Origin of the sequence: Bathymodiolus platifrons methanotrophic gill symbiont (assembly GCF_002189065.1) — a bacterium.
Classification (GTDB): domain Bacteria; phylum Pseudomonadota; class Gammaproteobacteria; order Methylococcales; family Methylomonadaceae; genus Methyloprofundus.
This window is the reverse complement of record NZ_BDMN01000523.1, coordinates 1-1,664: the sequence shown is the minus strand read 5'-3', so window position 1 is coordinate 1,664 and position 1,664 is coordinate 1. Positions and strand designations below refer to the sequence as shown.

The 1,664-nt window shown below is 35.4% G+C and carries 3 protein-coding genes; all 3 read right to left on the bottom strand.

Going from position 1 to position 1,664, the window contains the following annotated elements; genetic code table 11:
• Window positions 1-307: 307 nt before the first annotated feature.
• Genes CDZ78_RS20105 through CDZ78_RS20095 form a run of 3 tightly spaced genes read right to left on the bottom strand, consistent with a single transcriptional unit; the run spans window position 308 to window position 1,602 of the window.
• Entirely contained in the window at window positions 308-799 is a 492-nt protein-coding gene (locus CDZ78_RS20105) for a preprotein translocase subunit SecB (RefSeq protein WP_087871540.1), read from the bottom strand.
• Window positions 792-1,313 (bottom strand): toxin-antitoxin system HicB family antitoxin, encoded by a 522-nt coding sequence (locus tag CDZ78_RS20100; protein ID WP_230990944.1) that lies wholly within the window; start codon window positions 1,311-1,313, stop codon window positions 792-794. Before CDZ78_RS20100 ends, CDZ78_RS20105 begins: the two co-directional genes overlap by 8 nt.
• Window positions 1,306-1,602, bottom strand: coding sequence for a type II toxin-antitoxin system HicA family toxin (locus tag CDZ78_RS20095; protein ID WP_087871539.1), 297 nt, complete (start codon window positions 1,600-1,602; stop codon window positions 1,306-1,308). The genes CDZ78_RS20100 and CDZ78_RS20095 overlap by 8 nt, the downstream gene beginning before the upstream one ends.
• Window positions 1,603-1,664: the final 62 nt, after the last annotated feature.

The window sequence follows — 1,664 nt, the reverse complement described above, 5'->3', positions numbered from 1 at the left end:
CTTCTCCTAATTATTTAAGTGAAATAACAGATTTAACCCACTACCATTTAATCTTATGATCGTAGGTAATAGGGTGATTTTGTTTTTTGCGACAGAACCGTATTTTTTAAGGCATTATTAATCTGTATGCCAGGTGGTATATGGCTTGAAAAGCTATCTGTCGAAATTTTAACGATAGGGTAATCGAGATTTCATCTTGAATGAAATATTATTCATTAGCTGCATAAAACTAGGATATAGTCGGTTTTTACACTTTTTGCGACAGAACCCCTTATCTATATACTGAAGGCGAGATGAAGTAACAGAGTTATTCTTCATTACTGTTTTGTGGTTTAACTTGCATTGTTGGTAATGCAACTTTCGGAAGGTTTAAACGAGTGCACATATTCATTAAATGCTCTCTCCAGAAAGGCCAAATATGATAGCTAACATTCTGAAGTGCGAATATTTTTAATGAATATTCATCAATGTTTTTATCAAGCATTTGATATTCAGAGCAAAAACTAGCTTCTATTTGAGCTAAAGCCTCAGACTCCTTATTGCCTTTATCTTCTTCTTTAATAAAACGGCAACCTACATCTACATAAACTTTAAAAAAGTGTTCTTCATTACCTTCATCATCTTGAACTCCAAAGACCTCAGAGCCTTTAACAACATGCATGAACTGGTAAACTACACCATCGAAATCAGATCTTTTAGGATCGAAATCTGGATTAGTAAAACAATTTGTGTTTTTTATATAAATATCATGAGATTTAAGTGTATCTTTAGCTTTTTGAAAGTCTGCATGATTAGCCATAACACCTTTGCTCCGTAGCACCTTCCATTATAGGTTTAATGGAAACTATTTTAGCTACTTGCTGACGTTTAGGTTGCACATTCATGAAATCTGTTTGGTTCAAAGAACCAATAGATGATTTGATACTGTGAATAGTACGTGTTACTCCAAACTTTTCACCTAAGGTAAAGGCCAAACAATTAACGAGCAATTGATTTAAGCTAATATCTTCGCTATCTGACCAAGATGATAAGGCTGCATGAATGCTTTTTGGCATTCTTAAAGTGATGCGTCCACTAAAATCATCATTCTCCAAAATAGGAGACGGCATTACTTTACCTTGTTCAGCTAAAGCTTCGGCTGTTGTTTCAAGACTGTCGATTGCAAGTAAATATGCTTCCTCATAAGAATCTGCATATTCTGCTACATCAGGTAATTCTTTTACTTTGGCTTCAAAGAACACTTCGCCGTCGAAATTTCCTTTTCGTACAGTGATATTGTATAGACCCGCATCAAACATTTTTTCACTATTCATTTCGTTTCTCCAAGTATTTTACGAGTTCATTCTCGTACTTCTCTAATACCTTTATTATTTTTTTTATATAGGGCTTTTTAATTTCAGGGTTTCTGCCATGATCACAATTTAGTGAACCTGAAGTGAAAGACGCAATATGAGGATGAGTATAAACCTTATGTCCACCTCTCCGTCCGTCTTTCAATTCAAAGTCTAATTTTCTCAATAGAGCTTTAGCCTCTTGGCACCTCATGCTAGTACCAGCACCCTTAAAGGCTGTTATTACATTAGTATAGATAATTTTTGTCATTCGCTGTCAGCTCCGGACGGGATGATAGTCTCCAGAAGGCGCAGGGTTGTTGCCAATCCGAA

Coding starts and splice junctions, on each gene's coding strand:
- CDZ78_RS20105 (WP_087871540.1), bottom strand. CDS start 799: ATGGCTAATCATGCAGACTTTCAAAAAGCTAAAGATACACTTAAATCT.
- CDZ78_RS20100 (WP_230990944.1), bottom strand. CDS start 1,313: ATGAATAGTGAAAAAATGTTTGATGCGGGTCTATACAATATCACTGTA.
- CDZ78_RS20095 (WP_087871539.1), bottom strand. CDS start 1,602: ATGACAAAAATTATCTATACTAATGTAATAACAGCCTTTAAGGGTGCT.